The following is an 18,626-nucleotide window of genomic DNA, read 5'->3' on the forward strand; positions in this document are numbered from 1 at the left end:
GCAGGCCCCCGAATATTGGGGGGGTTATAGTAATTTTGTATGTTATACAACATTGGGCGAACAGAATGCCTGAACCTGCTGATATTGTTGTAGATTCTACAACAATCCTTTTAGGAAAGAGGTAATTAGATGATTCCCAATCCCTATTGTTGTATTTCATGCAACAATTCGTCCTTCACCGCTATATCTCGGAATAAAGTTGCATTTAATACAACACTCACTGAACCTATTGGATGATATGAATAGTCACACCCTTACAAGTAAGTAGTTTCCTTCGAGTACTGACGCCGTACTGAAGACCGTCGGCATGTAACGTCGCATCGTGATGGAAGCTGCGCGCGGTGTATGTCTTACATCATAATGGACTGCTGAAATGCGCAAGAGCTATGTTTTGAGTAGAGCCTGTGTTAAAGCATATGAAAAATGGTATATGAAAAATGTATTGACTCTATCATTTAAATCCGATAGGATTACTTGTAATAAATTTGTGGTATTACATAACTAGGGGGAGAGAGAAATGAAGGGGAGTAAGTCGTGGTACAAGTTGACCAGCCTACTGTTATCTATTGTTATTTTGACAGCAGGCTGCGCCCAGTCTGGTAAAGAAAGCGGAAGTGCACCAAAGCCAGTAGCGAAAGTAGAGAACCTGCCAGCAGGTATAGCTGATAAAGAGGAAATTAAATTGATGGCAATCCGTAAAATCGGAGGCGATGATCATACCGCGCAATTCCTAGCAGGAGCCAAGCAAGAGGGCGAAGCTATGGGCTTTAAAGTAGATACGTTCTCTGCAAATAATGACTCGGCAAAATTCCACGATGCAATCGCTCAGGCAGCGGATAACGGATATGACGGAATTCTCCTGTCGCATGGTGATGATCCGGCCACCGTAGAAGATGTCAAGAAGCTGAACGCGAAGGGCATTCCTGTTGTTGCTTTTGACTCTGTACCGGAGCTTGCGGACATCAAGGGTGTAACCCTGACATCGCAGGATGATGAGGCGCTTGCCAAGTTTGCACTGGACAAGATGATTGAGGAGCAGGGAGCCGAAGCGAACATCGTTTATTTGTGGGTAGACGGATTCCCGCCGATGGTGCGTCGTAACAAGGTGTATCAGGAAACGCTTAAGAACAATCCAGGCATTAAGGAAGTAGAGCGTTTCGGCGTAGCCAGTGCTGACACCTCGGTCGATACGCAAAATGCGGTGGCTGCTATGCTCACGAAACATCCGAAAGGTGAAATTGATGCAATCTACGCCAGTTGGGACGCCTTTGCGATCGGGGCTGCAAGAGCATTGATCGAAGCAGGACGTACCGAGATTAAAATTTACGGTATCGACGTATCGAATTCGGATCTGGAGATCATGCAAAAGCCAGATAGCCCTTGGGTGGCTACCGCTGCAGTAGATCCGAAGATGATCGGAGCGGTCAATGTACGGCTGTTGGCGAAAAAAATTGCGGGTGAGGAAACGCCTGCCACGCACAATCTAGAAGCGACACTCATTGACCGCGCAAGTCTTGAGAAATCGAGCGAAGCGGTGAACATGGTCAATCTCAGCAATATTATTCCGGGCTGGGGCGCAAGTGACGACTTTGAAGAGGATTGGATGAAAGCCTTGAAGCAGGCGAACGGTAAATAACATGCCGCAGGCGCTCTTATCGTCCATTGATAAGGGCGCCCTATTTTTTCTGGAGGGAAGGTGATCCACATTGTCAAGTTCAATTACAGCTGACACCTCAGTGAAGGCAGACCCCTCAGTAATAGCAGATCTCTCTGCACCATTGCTGCAGATGAAACAGATTACGATCACTTTTCCGGGTGTGAAAGCTTTAACGGAGGTTGATTTTAAGCTGAAGGCAGGAACAGCACACGCGCTTATTGGAGCCAATGGAGCAGGCAAATCCACCCTGATGAAAATTCTTGCCGGAGCTTATGATCACTACGATGGCGAGATCTCGATTGAAGGGCAAAAGGCCAAGATATCCTCTCCCAAAGACGCCAAGGAACTCGGCGTTCAGGTCGTGTATCAAGAGGTGGATACGGCCCTTATTCATAATCTGACCGTAGCAGAGAACATTATGCTCGACCGTATGGTCCACGATATGGGCAAGCGTCATGTCATTAACTGGAAAGGGCTGCATCAGGAGGCACAAGCCATTTTGGACCGGATGAACATCCGGATCTCTACACTCAAGCTGGTTCAAGAACTGACCCTTGCAGAGAAACAGATGGTGCTCATTGCACGTTCCATTACGAAGCAGTGCCGTATTCTTGTGCTGGACGAGCCGACGGCTCCTCTTAGCCATAATGAAACAAATCGTCTATTCTCGCTTGTGAGGAAATTGAAATCGGAAGGAGTCGGCGTTATTTTCATATCTCACCGGCTTCCAGAGCTGTATGAGATTTGTGATGAAATAACCATTTTGCGTGACGGCAAGCGGATTGTGAGTGACAGAATAGCCAATCTGGATCAGTCTGAGGTCGTGGAGCATATGTTGGACGCCAGAATGGAGCAGCAGTTTCCTCATAAGAAGCGCACCATTGGAGAGCTATGGTTCGAGGCACACGGTATTCATGACCGGGGCAAGGTTCATGATGTGAGTTTGCATATTCGCCAAGGCGAAATTGTGGGTCTCGCAGGTTTGGTCGGAGCCGGTAAGACGGAGCTGTGCCGCGCGATATTCGGAGCTTCCAAGACCTCTTCAGGGGAGCTAAGACTTCATGGCAGGAAATTGCGCATTTCATCACCTTATGATGCTGTTCGGCAGGGCATTGTACTCGTCCCAGAGGAGCGGCGTCGTGAGGGTGTGTTCGTTGAAGAATCGGTTTCCGTCAATTTGACAGCAGTGGTGTTGTCTCAATTTTGTAGATGGGGTTCGTGGCTCAGTCCAGCGAAAGAAAAGAGTACTTCTGCCATGATTATAGATAACTTGGGTATCAAAACACCTAATGAACGAACGAAGGTAAGCAGCCTGTCCGGCGGTAATCAGCAAAAGATTGCCATAGGCAAGTGGCTGCTGGTGGACGCGGATGTGTACATTTTTGACGAACCGACCAAGGGAGTTGACGTCGGAGCAAAGCGGGATATTTTTGAACTGGTAGAGGACCTGGCTGGCCGAGGCAAATGTGTACTATATGCATCCAGCGAGTTGTCAGAGATCATCGGCATTACCGACAGGGTCTACGTCATGTATGACGGCAGCATCACGAAGGAGCTGGAGACTCGAGAAAGTAATGAAGAGGAGATATTGTTGTACTGCACAGGAGGCGGGTTAATATGAACACAGCAAGAGCACTGCAGGAAAAGCCGGTGCGCAGCGCGTTTGATTTTTTATACAAATACGGCACGATCATTACGGTAGTTGTGCTGATCGCGGTGTTTGGCATCCTTAACGACAACTTTTTAAATACGAGCAATATTATTAATATTTTGCGTTCCATTTCCATCGTCACGATCATTGCTGTCGGACTTACCGTGTCGCTTGCCGTCGGCGGGTTTGACCTGTCGGTCGGTTCCACGGCCTCACTTGCCAATGCGCTGGTCATTTCCTTATTTGTGTGGCATGGGCAAAATATCGGGGCGGGCATTGCCATCACGCTGGTGTTCTGTCTGGCCGTTGGCCTCATAAATGCGTTCTTGGTCATCAACTTCAAGATCCAGGATATGCTGATGACACTGGCGACGATGTTTATCTTTCAAGGTGTGGCGCTCACTTACACCCGGGGCGCGACGGTTTCCCAAAATATGATCATGCCAAACGGCGAATTCGCTGAAGGGAAAATTCCCGCGGTGTTCGAGAAGATTGGACAGGTTCCCTGGATTATTATCATTATGCTGCTCGTTGTTGTTGTAGTTCATTTGTTCCTGACGTACACGAAGCATGGGCGCTATATGTATATGATTGGAGGCAACCGCGAAGCGGCAGAACTCTCAGGCATTGCGGTCAGCAAATACCGACTTGCGGCTTATGTGATCTCAGCGCTTTTTGCAGCCGTTGGCGGCATTATTTTGGGCGCGCGCGTGATGAACGCCGAGGTGAATGCAGGCAGTCCTTATCTTATGGATGCCGTAGCAGCAGCGTTTATTGGATATTCTGTTCTTGGTGCTGGTAAGCCGAACGCGCTTGGAACATTTGTTGGTGCTGTACTAATCGGTATTTTGCAAAATGGTCTGATTATGCTGTCTGTCCCATATTATGCGATGGATATTGTAAAAGGCTCTGTGCTGGCACTGGCTTTGGCCGTGACCTATTATAAGAAAAAGTTTGTCTGAAACTTCCTAGTTTAAAGATGCAGGTCTCGTATTTATGATTCAATTGGATATGCTGTAAATCATGTAGAACCGTCCCGTAAAGGCAGATATGCTGCCACAGCAGGGCGGTCCTTTTGTTCTCGGAAGGAAATCATTGACACGATATCGAAACATAGGGGATGGAGTAACTGGCATGGTCAAAGATCCGCCTAATGGTCCATGATTTCAATAAACTTGCCACTCCATGTTAGAGATCATTGTTGACGGGTATAACTTGTATTCATTATCCTTGTAGAAGTGGTTTTACACATACCGCGAAAGGGGACTCATACTCATCATGAAAAAGACTACCTTTGTACAACCGGATCCTCAGAGCTGGTTGGACACATTCCATTTCTCCATTCCGATTAAGATTCGTTATTGTGAGACGGATATGTTGGGACATGTAAATAATGTAAGCTATTTTATGTATTACGAACAAGGACGGATTGAGTACTTCGAGAACCTGGGGCTAACAGAAGAGTTGTTTAGTGAAAAGGCTGTATCTGTTGTCGCGGATCTGGAGTGTCAATACATGGCGCAGATGTATCTCAAGGATCCTCTCATGCTGCATGTTAAAGTAGCAGAGATGGGCCGTTCCTCTATGGATGTGCAGTATGCCATCGTGGTAAACGGCCAGCTGAAGGCTGCGGGGCGCGGAACGATTGTGCTTATTGATACGAAGAGTGGGAAAAGCATGCCGATTCCGGATGAAGCACGCAAGATCATATCCACTTTTGAAGGATGGGAATAAACGGTTGGCGAGTACATCTAATATGATACAGGAAAGAAGGCGATGAATCATGAAAGTACGCTTTGGCATTATTGGCACCAACTGGATTACGGAACGTTTTATACAGGCTGCCATGGAAACTGAGCAGTTTGTCCTGACAGCAGTGCACTCCCGTTCGGAGGAGAAGGGCGCAGTCTTCGCGGCACAATACGATCATCCCCCCGCTGTGTTTACTGACCTGCAGCAGATGGTATCAAGCGATGTACTGGATGCCGTGTACATAGCGAGTCCCAACTCTTTTCACGCAGAGCAAGCGATCCTGTGTATGAATCATGGGAAGCATGTGCTGTGCGAAAAGCCGCTTGCTTCTAATCCGTATGAAGTACAAAAAATGATAGCCGCTGCCCGTGAAAACAATGTGCTACTTATGGAAGCTATGAAGTCGACTCTCATGCCGAACTTTAAGGCGATAAAGGATAATATGTATAAGCTCGGCCGGGTACGCCGTTATTTTGCAAGTTACTGCCAGTATTCATCACGGTATGATGCCTATAAGCAGGGTACCGTTCTCAATGCCTTTAACCCCAAGTTTTCGAACGGTTCACTGATGGATCTGGGGGTTTACTGTATTTATCCGATGGTGGCCTTGTTCGGAAGACCCGATGCAGTACAAGCTGTTGGGGTGTTGCTGTCCTCCGGAGTAGATGGAGAAGGCAGTATGGTGCTTCGTTACCCGAAGATGGACGCGGTGATCATGCACTCCAAAATTAGTCATTCCTATGTGCCTGCCGAGATTCAGGGTGAGAATGGCACGATGGTCATTGATAAGATCAACCAGCCTTATGATGTGAAGATACATTATAGGGATGGTACGATAGAGGATATTACACAATCACAGAGTCATGAGTCCATGTATTATGAGGTTAAGGAATTCATTGAGTTGCTGGAAACTGATAAGAGAGACAGTGTCATCAACTCCCTTGAAAATTCATTGATTACGGCCGAGATAGCCGCGGAAGCGAGGAAGCAGATCGGGCTTCGGTTCCCCGCTGACGACAATGCATGATTCTGGAAAAACAACAAAAATCTTATACCCATCCTATAACTCAAGCTGCAGAGTGCTTGGGTTTTTTTCTTTTTGTCACAAAATATAACAAGTTGACCTGCTATTTCCACTTTATATATGACGTTTGTCATACCCTCGACTTGACGTTTATGACTACAGCGTATGACAAAAGCTATCTATAATTAAAATAGAATAGTACGTATTAGGTGTCACAACGTACTCATGTGTCATATCGAGGAGGAAACCTGCAATGGCCCAACCCAATAACACCAATAACCTATCCAGCTTGAAAAAAACTGTAACTCCCTACGAAAAAATAGAGACGAAATCGAGTATCAGACAGATGTTTAATACTCTAGTGCCTCTGGTAGTGCTATGGTATGCCGCATATTTAAGTCTGTCCGTATCGTATTGGTTAACGATTCCTATAGCTATCGTAACCTCCGGGTTTGTAGTTCGGACATTTATTATATTTCACGACTGCTGTCACCAGTCTTTCTTCAAGAGCCGCCGGGCGAACGAAATTCTCGGCACCATTACAGGTGTGATCACGCTTGTTCCTTATCAAAAATGGAAGATCAGTCACTCCATTCACCACGCTACAAGCAGCAATCTTGATAAACGTGGAACCGGTGACATGTGGGTCCTCACGGTAGATGAGTATGCAGAAGCTTCATTCTGGACACGGTTTGCGTACCGGTTTTACAGAAATCCACTAGTTATGTTTGGACTGGGCCCGATTTTTATATTCCTGCTAACATACCGTTTTAATCGGAAAGGTGCGAAGCGCAAGGAGAAGATCAGCACCTATATCACGAACGTTTCTATTGTAGCGCTGTATGCGCTGCTCTGCTGGTTGATTGGATGGCAGGCCTTTGTATTGGTACAGGCTCCGGTCTTCTTTTTCTCCGGTATGATGGGCATTTGGATGTTCTATGTGCAGCATCAGTTTGAGGATACGTATTTTGAGCATGACGAAGAATGGTCATATATTAATGCGGCTGTTGAAGGAAGCTCGTACTATAAGCTGCCTAAGATGCTGCAATGGATTACCGGTAATATTGGTTTCCATCATGTACATCACCTGAGTCCGAAAGTTCCGAACTATAACTTGGAGAAAGCCCATGATGCGTCTCCACCTCTTCAAAAGGCAACAACGATCACCATCCGTACCAGCTTGAAGGCGCTGAACTTCCGGTTGTGGGATGAGAGCAGCAAGTCTTTAATCAGCTTTAAAGATATGAAGCGTAGGAAGCATACAAAGCCCAACACTGACACGCCTGCGTCAGCTGCAGAGCCTATACATCTGCCGAAAACAGGTCTACAGGGAAAGTAACGCTCTGGTCGACACGTTTATGATAAAATACAGGTAACAAAGATGAACAAAGGTGGGCGACCCATGCAGAAATGGCATCAAATTTTCCAGAGAAACACGGGCCTTAACCCGTACGTATGGGTCGTCTTTTATATCCTTCCTTTTTACTTTATATTCCGTTCTTCATCCACCTACGAAGTTGTGATCGGAATCATCATCATTCTTGTCTTTTTCGTATGTTATGTGCTTTCTTTTGTATCCAAGGGTTGGCTCGTATACTTCTGGACAAGTGTTCAGATCTTGATCTCGATTACAATGACATTGGTATTCGGCTATGTCTATTTCGCACTGTTTCTGGCATTCTTCATCGGGAATATTAAAAACCGGATCGGATTTTTCACGTTGTATTCCATTCATTTAGTTACAACTGTTATTTCGATTAATTACGGATTTGTATCGAAAACTCCCTGGTTTATTACCCAACTTCCCTTCGTGATCATCAGTGTAGTAGCCGTTATCCTGCTGCCAGTCACCACGTACAATCGGAATAAGAATGATATGCTTCAGATCCAGCTTGAAGACGCGAACAAGAAGATATCGGAGATGGTGAAGTTGGAGGAGCGGCAACGTATTGCACGTGATTTGCATGATACGCTGGGTCAAAAGTTATCTTTGATTGGCCTCAAAAGCGATCTCGCCAGCAAGCTCATTACGAAAAATCCTGCTCGGGCTCAAGCTGAGATCAATGATGTAAGACAAACGGCCAGAAGTGCCCTCAAGGAAGTTCGAGAAATGGTTACTGAAATGCGTGGCACCCGTCTGGAGGATGAAATATTCCGTATTTCTCAGATCCTGAAGGCGGCCCAAATCGAGTTTACACTCGAAGGCAATTCGGAACTGACCAACATATCGCTAATGAATGAAAATGTGCTTAGCATGTGCCTGAAGGAAGCCGTCAATAATATTGTGAAGCACAGCAGTGCCTCGGCCTGCTCCATTATGATTGAACCCGGCAGAACAGATCTTATCGTTACTGTGAAAGACAATGGAATTGGTATACCTAGTGAAACGGCTTATACCCGAGGAAATGGGCTTAGAGGCATGTGGGAACGGCTTGAATTCGTGAACGGGAGTATGGAGATGAAGTCCGATAAAGGAACCATTCTGGTGATAAAAGTGCCAAATGTTCTGAAACATCCAGAGAAGGAGGCAGGGATATGATTTCTGTAGTCATAGCGGAGGACCAACGGATGCTGCTTGGAGCACTTGCCTCCTTATTGGATCTCGAAGACGATATGCAGGTGGTAGGAACAGCGAATAACGGTGAAGATGCCGTTAAGCTTGTTCATCAGCATAAGCCGGATGTATGCATCATGGATATCGAAATGCCGATCAAGAGCGGACTTGAAGCAGCTGAGGAACTTAGGGGAATGGGGTGTAAGATTATGATTCTTACGACCTTTGCGCGTCCCGGATACTTTGAACGGGCTCTAAAAGCTGGCGCTCACGGATATTTGTTAAAAGACAGTCCCAGTGAAGAGTTGGCTACTTCGATCCGCAGCATCATGGACGGACGCCGCATTTATGCTCCAGAGCTGGTGGATGAGGCTTACGGCGAAGAGAACCCTCTGACACAGCGGGAGAAGGAAGTGCTTGGGCTTATTGCCGACGGCAAGAACACGAAGGAAATTGCAAGTGAATTGTTTATTACGACAGGTACGGTCCGCAACTACATATCTGTCATTCTTGATAAGCTTGGTGTCAGCAACCGGATTGAGGCGATCACCCGGTTCCAAGAAAAGGGCTGGTTTAAATAATTTTCATTTGCCATAAAGAGCCGATTAACGGTTCTTTTTTTTGTCAAATAAATGAATTTTTATACATTTTTTTGTATTCGTGGTTAGGTATCTTGATGAAAAAATATTTATGAGAATAGGACACGTAAATTTTGGGAATAATATAATGATTGAAAAATAAGGTGTTTTATTTTCTGTGATTTTATTATCAATAAAATAATTTTCGTTTGAATTAATGAGCTTGCTCTGTAAATGTATGCATTATTTCTGTATAATATAGAATGATTGCCGATAAGTCACCATTAAGGAGGAGGACGAACGTTGTATGGACCACATGATATTTGAAGTCGGTACGGCCCTTATGCTTATTGCCCTTGCTTCAGTTCTAGCAGGCAAGCTAAAATTTTCGATCATTCCATTTCTTATCGTACTTGGAATGTTGGTCGGCCCTCACGCACCAACTATCGGAATATTTGACTTTAAGTTCATTGAAAGTCAAAGTATTATCGAGTTTTTAGGGCGGATTGGAGTTTTGTTCTTGTTGTTTTATCTGGGCTTGGAATTCTCGGTTCAGAAATTAATTAAGTCTGGCAAAAATATTGTATATGGTGGAACTGTTTATGTAGTACTGAATTTTGTACTCGGGATCGGATATGGTTTCTTATTCGGTCTGCCGCTGTATGAAGTTTTGATTATTGCAGGTATGCTTTCCGTTTCATCAAGTGCTATCGTAGCGAAGGTTTTGGTTGATTTAAGACGTACCGGTAACTCGGAAACCGAGTTGATACTCGGAATGATTTTGTTCGATGATATTTTTCTGGCGGTATTTCTGTCCGTCATGTCGGGACTGCTGCTTGGAGGAGCTACTTCAGTAGGAGCAACACTCTTATCGGTATCCATCTCCATAGGATACATGCTGCTGTTCTTCTTGATTGCAAGAAAGGGTACACCGATTTTAAATAAGATTCTTAATATCTCATCGAGTGAAATATTTATCATCGTTGTGTTTTCTTCACTATTCTTTATCGCTGGTTTCTCCGAGACGCTGCACGTGGCAGAAGCGATCGGTGCGCTACTGTTCGGGCTCGCTTTATCGGAAACGGAGCATAGCAAACGAATTGAGCATCTCGTTGTACCATTCCGGGATTTCTTCGGTGCAATCTTCTTCTTCAGCTTCGGATTGAGTATAGATCCGCTGGCGCTTGGAGATGCGTTATGGATGGCACTTGGAGCTATTCTACTTACGGTCATCTGCAACTTTGTAGCTGGGATGATGGCAGGAAGGAATGCAGGTTTGTCTCATAAGTCTTCCGCTAATATCGGACTTACAATTATGGCAAGAGGAGAATTTACAATTATCGTAGCTAACTTGGGGATAGCCGGTGGATTGGCTCCTATACTAAAACCTTTCTCTGCACTATATGTTTTGGTTCTCGCTATAGTCGGTCCATTGTTAACAAAAGAATCAAAACATATTTACAAAGCACTGAACAAAGTGTTTAAATGGAGCGAGCCAAAAATTAACGTAAAAGAAAATGGCTAATAAGTGCTACGAGACTACTAAAGTGTGTTATCTTCATGGTATGAGTTTTTGATGAAGGCACAGAATATGCAGTTGAACGGGAGGATTCAAAGAATGAGTATGATCAGAGAATCCGATCTGCCTGGGATCGGTAAGAAATTTCAAGTGAATACGAGATCTGGAGATAAACTGGTTATTGTTATACATGATGATGGCCGCAGAGAGCTGTATCATTTTGAAGATAATGATCCGGATGAGAGCATCTCGATGGTTTCGCTGGAGGACGATGAGGCCCGTCAGATCGCGGGAATTATCGGAGGAATGACGTATAAGCCGAAAGCGCTGGAGACAATTGAGGTATCTCTTGATGATTTGATTATTGAATGGTTCCGGATCGAACCCCACTATAAAGCCGTGGATAAGACGATCGCAGAGCTGCAAGTACGCCAACGTACCGGAGCTAATGTTCTGGCCATTGTGAAAAAGAATGAGCAGAAGATAAATCCCGGGCCGGAGGATCGGCTAACAGCCGGATCCACACTAGTTCTCGCAGGAGAGCGTAAGCAGATTAAGCAGGTGAAAGAACTTTTGACCAATGGCTAATGTTATTTGAATGCATGAAGCAAAGGGGTGTCCCAAAAGGTCATATTGACCTGGGACGCCCCCTTCTTTCTGTTGTGAGACGCTGCGCGAACAAATCGTTCCTACGATCGCTCTTGCCCCTGGATTTCTCAAATTGTTTTTAATGGAAGAAATTCGGGGACAAAGGAGCGTATGCGACCGAGCTTTAGATTATGTAAGATTTATCGGCAAAATAAAAGAAAGCAATTGAAGATTTTTTGCGGGCGGTGGTAGCTATCTCGACCACCACCGGATAGGCTGCTTGAAAAATCTTGTCATCCAGACGATTAACGGTAGCATTAACAATACGAACAAGGTGATTTTGGAGGATATCTTCTTCCAGATCTTTTGGCAGACAGAATTGGTCCATGGTATATTGAATGTACAAAGAAATTGCTCCTTAAGATGGTTGCAAGACACTTCCATTTTACCAAAGGGCGGTTTCTTTTTGTCTATGTTTTAAAATGGATATGTACCAAACGGGCAAATGAATGCAGGCGTCATCGCCAAGCGAAGTCAAGGAATACACACTCAGTCCAGAAGAATTGGCTCCTATAGTCGGAAAGTCTATTCCGGCATCTCATAGAAATTAACAAGGGGGTGAACCCTTGTCGGCAATGGTTCATTAAGGAGGAGGTTAGAATGGACTTCTAAAATATCTACCTCCCTACCCAATATGTGTAACGATGGCCTGCAATACCGAAAACGAACCCATTATCACACCGAGCATTATTGCGATTACAGCCCTAAATTTAATTTTCAATAAGTCAATATCATCTTGCTCTACATCGTCAGGAATTCCCTTGAACATTCGTAACCAATCATTATCTGGATTAATGAAGACATACAGACCGAACAAAATGATCAGAACGTTAATCGATATGATCAGAACATCGAGTATTAGTAAAAACATAAGATCAACCCCTTACTGTTAAATACGCAGGAACTAAATGGAAGTTCCGGTAAATAGGAGGTAAAATGAATCAGAGGATTTAGGAGGTGTGGAATGAATAGAGACTGGCAAGAAGATATGGAATATTGTAATGGGTTTGATGACGGAGGACAGTATTTAGTTTGGCCTGAAGTTTTAAAGCACTGGCTCCAGCAAGCAGCAACTGAGAAAAAACGTGCAGATAAACTCGATAAAGCAGTAAAAGAAGCCATTGAAATTTGTGAAGGCATGAAAGACTCTGATGACCCTTTAGAGATCCTTGAAAAAGTGTTGATTCAAATGCAATTAGTCGTGTCCCTTCCAAGGGAGTGCGAAGCATAAGAAAAAATGCAAGGAATTGGTGAACGCAAAGACCCCCACATCCTTGGCCGGGGCGGGGGTCAATCAATCGGTAATATATTCCTCTCAATAATTATAGCATAAAGGGGATTGAGGGGAATGGCGATGGCATGGGGGCAACGGGAACTCTTTCCAACAGCAAATGAAGCAGAGATCCAGCGAACAAAATTCCTGCTCGGAAAATATAAAGAGATGACGATTCTCATGCAGGATTTTGAAAAATTCGAAGAAGATTTAAAACAAGTGGCCATTGATGGCGAAGCAGCTCGTCGCATCGATCAGGAGGATATGCATGCTGATAAGACGGCCAATGCTACAATTCTGATTGAAAAGCAGCGTTGGGTATTTCAACAGTACCAGTTTTATACGCACCAGCTTCGGCGGGCTTGGGCACTCATTCAAGATGAAGAAGCGAAGCGCGCAGTCGATTATCGGTACATCCAAGGGTACTCTTACAAGGAGACGATATTGTTCTTTAGGCGTAGTCTAAGTGACAGTACGATCCACCGCAAGATATCAGAAGGTATAGAGAGCATAGCAATACTTTAAAATTAATTGGTTTCTTTTAAATTGATAATAAGGACTTCTAATGGATCAAGGCAGCCCGAGATAATATTGACTATTGGCTGCCTTGTATATATTATCAAGCTTCGTTTTTTAAAAAGTCACCCGTCAAAGCAAAGTATAAAAGATCTGCAGCCATCTCCAAATTTTCATGATAGTCTTCAGCATATAGAATTGGAAACCACTTATCATTAAATTTTGATTCTGGATGCACAATATTTACTCTAAGGTTATATGCATCTTCTAACATCGACGAATATCCTGGTGCATAGCTAAAAGTTCTTTCGATAGCCTGAATAGTTTTTTTAAAGTTGAAATTTTCGTCTCCAAAAAATCTCCTATTAATTAGTCTTAAACAGCCTTCGAGACCAAAAAACAAATTAGCACAGGCATCTTCCATAAAAATGTAGTCCGGACTATATGCTAAATATTTTGATTTTATTAATAAGAATGCTGTTCTGAGTGCTAATTTATCGCGTAGTTTAAAATTATTATTGTAAAGCCGTATTTTTTTGAAATCTATATCTTCTGTTCTGAAAGCATATTTAGTATCCCTTATAAGAGCTGATTCATAACGTGAAGGTTGTAAAAAGGAGAATATATGTAATAAAGCAGCGGCTCGATACGGTGTTTCTTCGTTAAAGTTTTTTGATTTGTGAAACAAAAATTCTGGTATATCACAGTAAGCATAATTTATTGGTATATTACAGGATCCGTAATTTAATATTAACGATAAAGAAGAAATGGTTTTTACTTCTTCTCGCAGAATATTTCCCAAGGTCAGCTCAGAAAGTTCTGTTTCGCCAGTATGTCTACGTGAGTTTCTTGTAATAAGATAAGGAAATCCATTTGCAAAGCAATACAAGCTGTTTTTGGTTTTTAATTCATGTCCAAAAACATAATTTGACGGAAGTACTTTTCTTACTCTTATTAAACTTCCTGGAGACTGCTCGATTGACTTCAAAACAGTAAATGCAATCTTTGATTCTTCTCGCCAATCAAACTTGAATGCTAGATCCCTAACCAAGTCGATTACTACTAAAGGGTTAGATGCATATTCATATATAAATCGATCACCACTGGGTAGGCCAAGCTTATTTATGACAGTTGTTCTTACTAACTCCTCATTTTTATACATCGCATGTTTTTTATAATAATCTAAATTTTCGATTAGTATGTTAAAAGTATTATTTCTGGTGTATTCTCTCGTGAATGAGTCCATAAAAATTCTCCTAAATTGTATGTTAGAAAATTGAATGTTGATTGATAGTCTAATGAAGATAAGTACATGATAGTATGGAATTGTAGAAAAAGGCGAGAATGACACGCACGGCTGCATGAATGCAGCATATGACCGGGGCGTAAATCTTCTCGCTTTTTCTATTGTTATTTTGTTGTTGTCACAGTAGACGCTGGCCAGTTCTTAGGAAGGTTCTTTATATTCTCATCTGTTTGATCAAAAGCCCAAATTATTCCTTTGATAAACAGCACACAAGCCAGAGCTGAGATTAGTATAATTAATACGAATTTATTCAACTTCTCAAGCAAATACAAACAATCACCTCCATATATAGAATTTCGTCAACATGGAGGAAAAACCTTCCTTGTTATTAAGATCAAACAAGACCTTGGGTTTTAAAACTATATCTCAGATTCTCTGATGTTGAAATAATAAGAATCATTGAGGGATTGAGAGAAATAAGAAGAAGGGTATAGAATTGACTCACTATGCAAATTGACTCCAATTTCTGCAGTTCGTTAAAATGGTCTTGTTCTTCCTCTCTAGATACTAAGTGCAGATGCTTTTAAAGCAAAGAGCGCAGCGTTTTTGCTGCGTCCGGTACGGCCGCCATTCTTTCAAAAGCGGTATGCAAATGCTTAAAAATGTAATAATATCGCAGAAATGCGTACATAAATCGATAGTAGTCGTCCATTCTTGGGCGGCTTTTTTATTTTATCTGAAAGGTGATTTTTATATGGTAAGGAAGCTCAAAAGGCAGTATACTGGTTCGAAGCAGACTGATAAATGCAAAGGTTGTATCTGGGGGAAATGGGAAGGAACGAAACAGTTCTGCAGCAAACAGCGGTGTGTAAAGAAGGGAACTCCCTGCTAATCGTCGAAAAGAGTCGATAGGAGGGATTAATTTTGGTAGAATTTTTCAACAGCATTGATGCTAATGCATGGATACAGACATTTGGGGGATTTATTGGAGCGGCTTTGGCCGGTATAATTGCCGTGATTTTATTTAAAAAACAAATTGCATATCAAGATAAAAAGGAAAGAATAAAGGAGTTAGAAAATTCGGTTAAAACTTTCTATGTCATAGATAGTTGGCTCGATTCAGCTGCTGCATCAGTGTATGACGTTTATGGATTGATTGAAGGTGATACTGAATATTCTCCTTCACAAAAAGTAACATTGCTCGAAAGATTGATTTCTGCTCTTAACTTCTCAATTATTAAATTAAATCAGGTGAATGATGACTACATTCCACAAGAAATATATAAGGATTTTCTAGAGATGAAGTCCTTTTTAGAATTATGTGAAGTTGAGTCCAATATTCAGTTAGGTGTTTACAAAGAAGGTAAAAATCATCTTTACAGTGATTTTAGAGAAATTGCATTTAAAATATCAGAATATCGTTTAAAAATCAAAGATTTTAATTCAAAACAGATTATTGAATTAGATAAACTTCGTAATTGAAGTTTAACATTCCAGCGTTTTTCTTATTTCCTATAGTCACCTGGCCTTCTCAGTTGTTCTAAGAATCGGCGATGAACAGAAAACGGCAGAGAAGGGGCATAGTGTTGGCGTATGCTCCTATATGTCGTGCTTCAATCATGTAGAAACCAACTCAACACAAATAAGAGAAGTAAACTTCCGAGTTACATGGTATTTTTATTGTTGGAGGGAATGTGCATGAGTAATGAGAAAGATGCATTATCAGCATTAATCCAAATTCCTAAAGCTTTGATTGAGAGTGTGCCTGTTGTTGGACCCTTGATAGGTTATGTTTGCGAAGATTACGCTAATAGGCAATTGTCAAAGTTAGAGGAGTTTCGAGTTGGAGAGGCTGCTAAATACTGTATAGGAAAGATAGAATCGAAAATTCAAAATGGATTCACTCCTAGAGATGACGACAGGTTCTTTGCAAGCAATGAAAACTATCGTTCAAGCGCGGAGGAAATTTTCGAGGGTGTGTTGACAAAGTGTAAATTAGAACATGAACAAAAGAAATCAAATTATATAAGCAATCTCTTTGTGAATGTAGCTTTTGAAAAGGTAAGTGTAGCACAAGCAAATTTTCTTTTGAAATTAGTCGGAACAATGACATACAGACAGCTTTGTTTAATAAAGCTTTTCTATCAAAACAAAAACAATGTTCTGGGACTTAAAACAACGGAAACTGTGATGTTTTTTTCTGAAAATATTTCGATTCTTCAAGAAATCTTCGAGTTAACTCAATTGGGGCTTGTACAAAAACTGATGGCTGAAGCAGATAAAACTAATGCCACTTGGAGAGATGCACAGCTCCTATTACAAAATTCGTTTAATGCTATGTTCGGGTGGGATGAGGTAATTCCTGGATGCATGGAACTAACTGCTCTAGGGGAAACCGCATATAAACTTTTAAGTCTCGAAGAAATGTCTGTTTTAGAGATTGAAAATCTAATAAAAGAATTAAAATAAACGTGATATCTATATATTAAGAGTCCTTGAGTAGCGGGGCTCTTTTTTATGTTAGGAGAGATTTACGTAATTGCTATTAGGAGCGGATAAAGATGAATATCAGAGTCATATCAATAGATCAAATTAATGCAGCAGCTTATAACCCGAGAGTGAATTTACAGCCGGGAGATCCTGAATATGAAAAGTTGAAGCAGTCCATCGCAACTTTTGGGTACGTTGAACCGATTGTTTGGAATGAACGAACCGGGAACATGGTTGGCGGCCATCAAGCGTTACAAGATCATGGTTAACGAGCAGGGCTGTACTGAGCTGGCTGTATCCGTTGTAGATCTGGACGATCGACAGGAGAAGCTGCTGAACATTGCCCTAAACAAAATATCAGGTCGGTGGGATGAGGGAGCACTCGCTTGGTTGTTGGAAGACCTGCAGGTGAGTGGAGCTGAACTTTCATTGTCTAGTTTTGACCAGGGTGAGTTTCAGGACCTGATCAGCACGCTGCCGGACGTACCGGAAGTTGAGACACCGGTAGTTGAGGATGATTTCGACGTCCAACGAGCCTTAGATAATATCAAGGAACCGGAAACCCGCCGGGGTGACGTATGGCAGCTTGGTCAGCATCGATTAGTATGCGGGGATGCAACGGATCCGGAAGACGTTGCACTGCTCATGGATGGTAAGAAAGCAGCGCTTATTGTTACCGATCCACCGTATAATGTGGCTGTAGAAAGCACGTCATCTCGTTTAGCCGCCGATGGCCGTAGTAGCATAATGAACGACGACATACCCGCAGAGGAATTTGCGAGCTTTTTGCAGCTGTGTTTCAGAATTATTCAGCAGTCATGGATCCAACTGCAGCGATATATGTATTCCATCCATCGTCTTACCAGCGTGACTTCGAGGATGCCATGAATGCTGCTGGCATTACGGTTCGGACGCATTGTGTCTTGGTAAAGAATGCTGCTTCTTTCGGGTGGTCCCAATACCGTTGGCAGCATGAACCTGTATTTTACGGGCATATGCGAGGCAAAGCTCCCGCCTAGTACGGAGACCGCCGGCAGGCTACAGTATGGCGTTCAGGATTACCTGGTGAGGATCCGGAACCGTCAACGGTGTGGGAAGTGTCCCGCGGCGATGTATCGAAGTATGTTCATCCTACCCAAAAGCCGCTCGAGCTGCTGGCCATACCGATCGGCAACAGTAGCCAGCCCGGTGATGATGTAGTTGACTTCTTCGGCGGATCCGGCAGCACGCTGATGACCTGTGACCAGCCTGACCGAAGCTGCCGAACGTTGGAACTTGATCCAGTGTTCTGTGACGTCATTAAGCGTAGATATCAGGAAGCGACCGGCATCGAGCCTGTCCTACTTCGTCGTGTTGATCCTACAGCTTAAAAATAATATAGATTCATTTGACTATTGATTCTCTTAATTAAGCTAACAGGCAGTTTAGCTCAATAAATGTGTGGCAGTTGGGTATGTATATAGAGCCTATTGTCCTTATAGATTTTCTGCAAATTACTATCTATCCTTTATCTGATTGCTGATGCTGGTAGTGCTTTTCGGGTAAATAAAACCGAGTTTAAACAAACCTACACTAAAGCTGACTGAGTGCTGTGCGCTGCCAGTGGCGTAACAATCTATGCTATGGTACCATTTACCTATTGAGAATTGTAGAATTTGTGTATTGGTGAATTACAGGTATTTCTCAATCGTTACACTACATATTGACACCAAAGATTA

General features: G+C 43.0%; 16 protein-coding genes and 2 pseudogenes. 15 read left to right on the forward strand and 3 right to left on the reverse strand.

Annotated features, from left to right (window positions below; translation table 11 throughout):
• The first annotated feature begins 517 nt into the window (after window positions 1–517).
• The 10 genes from MNQ98_RS06085 to MNQ98_RS06130 all read left to right on the forward strand — a co-directional run bounded on the left by MNQ98_RS06085 (window position 518) and on the right by MNQ98_RS06130 (window position 11,323).
• Window positions 518–1,636 carry a sugar ABC transporter substrate-binding protein gene (locus tag MNQ98_RS06085; protein WP_241932389.1) on the forward strand — a complete coding sequence of 373 codons (1,119 nt, stop codon included), beginning with the start codon at window positions 518–520 and terminating at the stop codon, window positions 1,634–1,636.
• Window positions 1,637–1,787: 151 nt separating this feature from the next.
• Window positions 1,788–3,278: a sugar ABC transporter ATP-binding protein gene (locus MNQ98_RS06090; protein WP_241933858.1), complete on the forward strand. Its 1,491-nt coding sequence runs from the start codon at window positions 1,788–1,790 to the stop codon at window positions 3,276–3,278.
• Window positions 3,275–4,270 (forward strand): ABC transporter permease, encoded by a 996-nt coding sequence (locus tag MNQ98_RS06095; RefSeq protein WP_241932390.1) that lies wholly within the window; start codon window positions 3,275–3,277, stop codon window positions 4,268–4,270. Before MNQ98_RS06090 ends, MNQ98_RS06095 begins: the two co-directional genes overlap by 4 nt.
• 316 nt (window positions 4,271–4,586) lie before the next feature.
• Complete coding sequence (locus tag MNQ98_RS06100; RefSeq protein ID WP_241932391.1) at window positions 4,587–5,042, forward strand: acyl-CoA thioesterase; 456 nt, start codon at window positions 4,587–4,589, stop codon at window positions 5,040–5,042.
• Between the two features lie 49 nt (window positions 5,043–5,091).
• Window positions 5,092–6,087, forward strand: coding sequence for a Gfo/Idh/MocA family protein (locus MNQ98_RS06105; RefSeq protein WP_241932392.1), 996 nt, complete (start codon window positions 5,092–5,094; stop codon window positions 6,085–6,087).
• Between the two features lie 250 nt (window positions 6,088–6,337).
• Complete coding sequence (gene desA, locus MNQ98_RS06110) at window positions 6,338–7,423, forward strand: Delta(5) desaturase DesA (protein ID WP_241932393.1); 1,086 nt, start codon at window positions 6,338–6,340, stop codon at window positions 7,421–7,423.
• 63 nt (window positions 7,424–7,486) lie between these two features.
• A complete protein-coding gene (locus MNQ98_RS06115; protein ID WP_241932394.1) occupies window positions 7,487–8,623 on the forward strand; it encodes a sensor histidine kinase in 1,137 nt (378 codons plus the stop codon).
• Window positions 8,620–9,219 (forward strand): response regulator transcription factor, encoded by a 600-nt coding sequence (locus MNQ98_RS06120; protein WP_208915511.1) that lies wholly within the window; start codon window positions 8,620–8,622, stop codon window positions 9,217–9,219. The genes MNQ98_RS06115 and MNQ98_RS06120 overlap by 4 nt, the downstream gene beginning before the upstream one ends.
• A gap of 304 nt (window positions 9,220–9,523) precedes the next feature.
• Complete coding sequence (locus MNQ98_RS06125; RefSeq protein ID WP_241932395.1) at window positions 9,524–10,741, forward strand: cation:proton antiporter; 1,218 nt, start codon at window positions 9,524–9,526, stop codon at window positions 10,739–10,741.
• A 93-nt stretch (window positions 10,742–10,834) separates the two neighbouring features.
• Window positions 10,835–11,323, forward strand: coding sequence for a cation:proton antiporter regulatory subunit (locus tag MNQ98_RS06130; protein ID WP_208915509.1), 489 nt, complete (start codon window positions 10,835–10,837; stop codon window positions 11,321–11,323).
• 245 nt (window positions 11,324–11,568) lie between these two features.
• Here the strand turns inward: MNQ98_RS06130 and MNQ98_RS06135 are convergent.
• Both MNQ98_RS06135 and MNQ98_RS06140 read right to left on the reverse strand, forming a co-directional pair.
• A pseudogene (locus tag MNQ98_RS06135) lies at window positions 11,569–11,729 on the reverse strand (IS1182 family transposase); the annotation flags it as partial.
• Window positions 11,730–12,008: 279 nt separating this feature from the next.
• A complete protein-coding gene (locus MNQ98_RS06140) occupies window positions 12,009–12,254 on the reverse strand; it encodes a hypothetical protein (RefSeq protein ID WP_241932397.1) in 246 nt (81 codons plus the stop codon).
• Between the two features lie 93 nt (window positions 12,255–12,347).
• On the opposite strand from MNQ98_RS06140, the gene MNQ98_RS06145 reads away from it, so the two are divergent.
• Both MNQ98_RS06145 and MNQ98_RS06150 read left to right on the forward strand, forming a co-directional pair.
• Window positions 12,348–12,614: a hypothetical protein gene (locus tag MNQ98_RS06145; protein ID WP_241932398.1), complete on the forward strand. Its 267-nt coding sequence runs from the start codon at window positions 12,348–12,350 to the stop codon at window positions 12,612–12,614.
• 117 nt (window positions 12,615–12,731) lie between these two features.
• On the forward strand, window positions 12,732–13,181 hold the full coding sequence (locus MNQ98_RS06150; protein WP_241932399.1) for a hypothetical protein: 450 nt from the start codon (window positions 12,732–12,734) through the stop codon (window positions 13,179–13,181).
• 94 nt (window positions 13,182–13,275) lie between these two features.
• Here the strand turns inward: MNQ98_RS06150 and MNQ98_RS06155 are convergent, their stop codons facing one another.
• The gene (locus MNQ98_RS06155) at window positions 13,276–14,418 is read right to left on the reverse strand and encodes a hypothetical protein (protein WP_241932400.1); all 1,143 of its coding nucleotides are present in this window, start codon (window positions 14,416–14,418) and stop codon (window positions 13,276–13,278) included.
• Window positions 14,419–15,342: 924 nt separating this feature from the next.
• Between MNQ98_RS06155 and MNQ98_RS06160 the strand changes: the two genes are divergently transcribed.
• From MNQ98_RS06160 to MNQ98_RS06170, 3 genes and pseudogenes are all read left to right on the forward strand, one after another.
• Entirely contained in the window at window positions 15,343–15,900 is a 558-nt protein-coding gene (locus MNQ98_RS06160; RefSeq protein ID WP_241932401.1) for a hypothetical protein, read from the forward strand.
• Between the two features lie 216 nt (window positions 15,901–16,116).
• Window positions 16,117–16,887: a hypothetical protein gene (locus MNQ98_RS06165; RefSeq protein ID WP_241932402.1), complete on the forward strand. Its 771-nt coding sequence runs from the start codon at window positions 16,117–16,119 to the stop codon at window positions 16,885–16,887.
• A gap of 92 nt (window positions 16,888–16,979) precedes the next feature.
• Window positions 16,980–18,278, forward strand: a pseudogene (locus MNQ98_RS06170) (site-specific DNA-methyltransferase).
• Window positions 18,279–18,626 lie beyond the last annotated feature (348 nt).

The sequence above is a fragment of the Paenibacillus sp. N3/727 genome, assembly GCF_022637315.1.
Lineage (GTDB): Bacteria > Bacillota > Bacilli > Paenibacillales > Paenibacillaceae > Paenibacillus_AQ > Paenibacillus_AQ uliginis.

Coding starts and splice junctions, on each gene's coding strand:
- MNQ98_RS06115 (WP_241932394.1), top strand. CDS start 7,487: ATGCAGAAATGGCATCAAATTTTCCAGAGAAACACGGGCCTTAACCCG.
- MNQ98_RS06095 (WP_241932390.1), top strand. CDS start 3,275: ATGAACACAGCAAGAGCACTGCAGGAAAAGCCGGTGCGCAGCGCGTTT.
- MNQ98_RS06140 (WP_241932397.1), bottom strand. CDS start 12,254: ATGTTTTTACTAATACTCGATGTTCTGATCATATCGATTAACGTTCTG.
- MNQ98_RS06155 (WP_241932400.1), bottom strand. CDS start 14,418: ATGGACTCATTCACGAGAGAATACACCAGAAATAATACTTTTAACATA.
- desA (WP_241932393.1), top strand. CDS start 6,338: ATGGCCCAACCCAATAACACCAATAACCTATCCAGCTTGAAAAAAACT.
- MNQ98_RS06130 (WP_208915509.1), top strand. CDS start 10,835: ATGAGTATGATCAGAGAATCCGATCTGCCTGGGATCGGTAAGAAATTT.
- MNQ98_RS06120 (WP_208915511.1), top strand. CDS start 8,620: ATGATTTCTGTAGTCATAGCGGAGGACCAACGGATGCTGCTTGGAGCA.
- MNQ98_RS06090 (WP_241933858.1), top strand. CDS start 1,788: ATGAAACAGATTACGATCACTTTTCCGGGTGTGAAAGCTTTAACGGAG.
- MNQ98_RS06125 (WP_241932395.1), top strand. CDS start 9,524: ATGGACCACATGATATTTGAAGTCGGTACGGCCCTTATGCTTATTGCC.
- MNQ98_RS06150 (WP_241932399.1), top strand. CDS start 12,732: ATGGCGATGGCATGGGGGCAACGGGAACTCTTTCCAACAGCAAATGAA.
- MNQ98_RS06085 (WP_241932389.1), top strand. CDS start 518: ATGAAGGGGAGTAAGTCGTGGTACAAGTTGACCAGCCTACTGTTATCT.
- MNQ98_RS06165 (WP_241932402.1), top strand. CDS start 16,117: ATGAGTAATGAGAAAGATGCATTATCAGCATTAATCCAAATTCCTAAA.
- MNQ98_RS06105 (WP_241932392.1), top strand. CDS start 5,092: ATGAAAGTACGCTTTGGCATTATTGGCACCAACTGGATTACGGAACGT.
- MNQ98_RS06100 (WP_241932391.1), top strand. CDS start 4,587: ATGAAAAAGACTACCTTTGTACAACCGGATCCTCAGAGCTGGTTGGAC.
- MNQ98_RS06145 (WP_241932398.1), top strand. CDS start 12,348: ATGAATAGAGACTGGCAAGAAGATATGGAATATTGTAATGGGTTTGAT.